General features: G+C 73.1%; 1 protein-coding gene. It reads right to left on the reverse strand.

Going from position 1 to position 3447, the window contains the following annotated elements:
- The coding region (locus B7767_RS38790; RefSeq protein ID WP_085576060.1) for a right-handed parallel beta-helix repeat-containing protein at window positions 1-3244 on the reverse strand (3244 nt) is incomplete at its 3' end.
- Window positions 3245-3447 lie beyond the last annotated feature (203 nt).

The following is a 3447-nucleotide window of genomic DNA, read 5'->3' on the forward strand; positions in this document are numbered from 1 at the left end:
CCAGCCCGCCCAGCCGGCGGGCCTGGCTCGTCATCATCGTCTCCAGCAACTGCCGGGCGAGCCGCGCGTTGCCGAAGGACCGGTCGCGCGGGATGGCGTCCACATGGGCGCGCAGCGCCTCGACGGTGGCGTCGGCGCACTCGTACCCGGAGGCGGCGGCGTGCCGGGACACGATGGTGACCAGCTCGTCCGTGGTGTAGTCCTCGAACGTCACGAACTTGGAGAACCGGGACGTCAGACCGGGGTTGGAGGCGAGGAAGCGCCCCATCTCCTCGGTGTATCCGGCGACGACCACCACGATCTCGTCGCGGTGGTCCTCCATCAGCTTCAGCAGGGTGTCGACGGCCTCGCGGCCGAAGTCGTTGGACGAGCCCTCGGGGGTCAGGGTGTAGGCCTCGTCGATGAAGAGCACCCCGCCCAGCGCGCTGGTGAAGACGTCCTTGGTGCGCTGGGCGGTGTGGCCGACGTACTGGCCCACCAGGTCCGCCCGCGCGACCTCCACCAGGGAGTCGCGGGGGAGCACCCCCAGCGAGTGCAGGAGCCTCGCGTACAGCCGGGCGACGGTGGTCTTGCCGGTGCCGGGCGGCCCGCTGAAGACGAGGTGGTTGCTGATCCGGGGGGCGGGCAGCCCCGCGGCGATCCGCTGCCGGGCGTTGGTCAGCAGGCTGACCAGGTCGGCGACCTCCCGCTTCACGGCGGCGAGTCCCACCATGGCGGTGAGTTCGGCCATCGGGTCGGACGCGTCGTCGGTGTCCTGCGCCGTCCCGCCGACGGCCGCCGCCTCCGCGTCGCCGACGTCCTGCGGCAGCAGCAGCGTCAGGTCGTTCTCCGCCGGGTCGCTCATGGCCGCGAGCCGGAACGCCTGCCGGTCCACCATGTCCTCGAACACGCCGCGGGCCGCACGGCCGTTGCCGAAGGTCGCGTCGCGCGTCATCTGCTCGAAGCGTACGGCGAGGGCCTCCCGGGTCAGCGGCCCGAGCTCGAACTGGTGCCGCCGGCAGAGGCTCTCGGTGATCGTCACCAGCTCCTCCACCGCGTAGTTGCCGAACTCGATGGTGCGGGTGAACCGGGAGGCGAGACCGGGGTTGGCGGACAGGAACGACTCCATCTGCTCGGAGTAGCCGGCCGCCACCACGACCACGTCGTCGCGGTGGTCCTCCATCAGCTTCAGCAGGGTGTCGACGGCCTCGCGGCCGAAGTCGTTGGACGTCCCCTCGACGGTGAGCGTGTAGGCCTCGTCGATGAAGAGCACGCCGCCCAGCGCGCTGTTGAACGCCTCGGTGGTCTTGATGGCCGTACCGCCGATGACCTGCGCGACGAGATCGGCGCGGGCGACCTCGACCAGGTGACCGCTCCTGAGCACGCCCAGGTCCGCGAGGATGCTGCCGTAGAGGCGGGCGACGGTGGTCTTGCCGGTGCCGGGCGGCCCCGCGAAGATCAGGTGCCGGCTCATCGAGGGAACCGGCATGCCGAGCCGGCGCCGCCGCTCCGCGAGCTGGTTCAGGTTGACCAGCGTGCTCACCTGGTGCTTGACGTTCTCCAGGCCGACGAGCGCCTCCAGTTCGGCCAGCGGGCCCTCGGGCTCCGGCTCCTTGCCGGGCCCGCCCGGGGCACCGTCCTCGCCGCCGGTGTCCGCCGACTCGCCCCAGCTGTCCGGCAGCCCGTTGTCCGCGCTGGTCAGCAGTTCGACCGTGAGCCGCTCACTCGCGCGGCTCTGGCGCAGTCCCGCGCCCCGGTTGTCGCGCACGACGCACCGGGTGACGTCGACCGGTTCGGCGCTGTCGATCCGTACGCCGTCGCCCGTGCTGCCGGTGATCTCGCAGGAGTCGAGGACGGCCCGGCCGCCGCGCGACACCTGGACGCCGTGGGCCTTCGAGCCGTGCACCCGGACCCGCTCCAGGGTGATCTCCGCGCCGTCCCGCACCCCGACCCCGGCGTCGGCGCTGTCGCCGATCCCGCAGTCCCGCAGGGTGCCCCGGCCGCGTTCGCCGACGAGGAGGCCCGAGCGGGCGGCGGAGGTGAGGACGGTGTCGCTGACCTCGGGGTCGGCGTCGTCGTCGATGTGCAGCGCGCAGCCGCCGGCGGACTCGATCTCGCAGTGCTCGAGACGGCCGCGGCCGTCGTCGGTGAACTCGACGCCGTGGCCGCCGGCGCCGATGACCCGGGCGCGGCGCAGCAGGGGGTCGGCGGCGGAGCGCACCGAGATGCCGACGCCGGCCGCGTCCAGGACCTCCAGGCGCTCGAACTCGGCGGTGGAGTCGTCCCAGAGCTGCACCGCCCCGGCGGTGTCGGCGCAGTCGCTCACCACGGTGTCCCGCAGCAGCGGGGCGCCGCCCTCGACGACCCGTACGGCGGCCTCGGCGGAGCCGTGGAACGAGCAGCCCTCCAGGGTTCCGCGCGAGCGGTCCAGGACGAGCAGCCCGCTGGCCTTGGTGCGCCGGGTGACGCACCCGCGCAGCACCGGGTCGGCCCCGCCGGAGATGACGATGCCGCTCTGCGCGATCGACTCGAAGGAGGTCTCCTCGATCTCCGGGCGGGACATGCTGGTCACCAGCAGGCCCACCGAGGTGTGGTGCACGGCGCACCGCAGCACGCGCGTCGAGCTGTGACCCTCCAGGGCGATGGCCGGCTTGTCGGTGCCGGAGATGTCGCAGCCCTCCACGGTGCCGCGGGCCTCGCCGCTCGCCAGGACGCCGTTGGCCCGCGCGCCCCGGATGCGGCAGTCGCGGACGAGGGGCCCGGCACTCTCGCCGATCACTACCGCGGACGTGCCGAAGTTCTCGAACACGCAGTCCTCGACGATGCTCTCGGACTCCGACGAGTCGACCAGGCCGGCGCCGCCGGGGTTGCCGATCCGGCAGCCGCGGGCGGCCAGCGAGCCCTTGCCGCGGACCAGCAGCGCCGTCCACCCGGAACCGGCCACGGTGCAGTCGTCGAGGGCCGCCTGACCGGCCGGCACGTCCACGACCGCGGCCTCCTTGTCACGGCCCCGGAGGGTCAGGGCGCTGAGCATCACGGCGTCGGCCATGAGGGTGACGGCGGTGCCGTCCCGCGGGCAGAGTTCGACGGTGCCCGGCTCGCCCTCGCCGACGATCGTCACCCGGTGCCGGATGACGAGGTTCTCGGCGTAGCGGCCGGGACGGACCCGGATCACCGCCCCGGTACGGGCCTGGGCCAGTGCCTCACCGATCGTCTGGAAGCCGTCCGACCGTTCCGGGCCGACCGTGAGTATTTGCCGTGCCACGCCTCGAACCTCCTTGTGCTGCTACGGTAGTTGGCGTTGTGCGCCGTACATCTTGTGTGCATATCATGCGGGCCATGCGGAATGTCATGAAAGGCCGGAGTGCGGGCCTCGTGCTGGCGATCGCCGTGGTCCTGCCGGTCACGGGCGGGCCGGCCCTCGCCCTCCCCGCCGCCCCGGCCGCGCCCGCCGCGCCGTCGGGGAGT

The organism is Streptomyces sp. 13-12-16, from assembly GCF_002114215.1.
Lineage (GTDB): Bacteria > Actinomycetota > Actinomycetes > Streptomycetales > Streptomycetaceae > Streptomyces.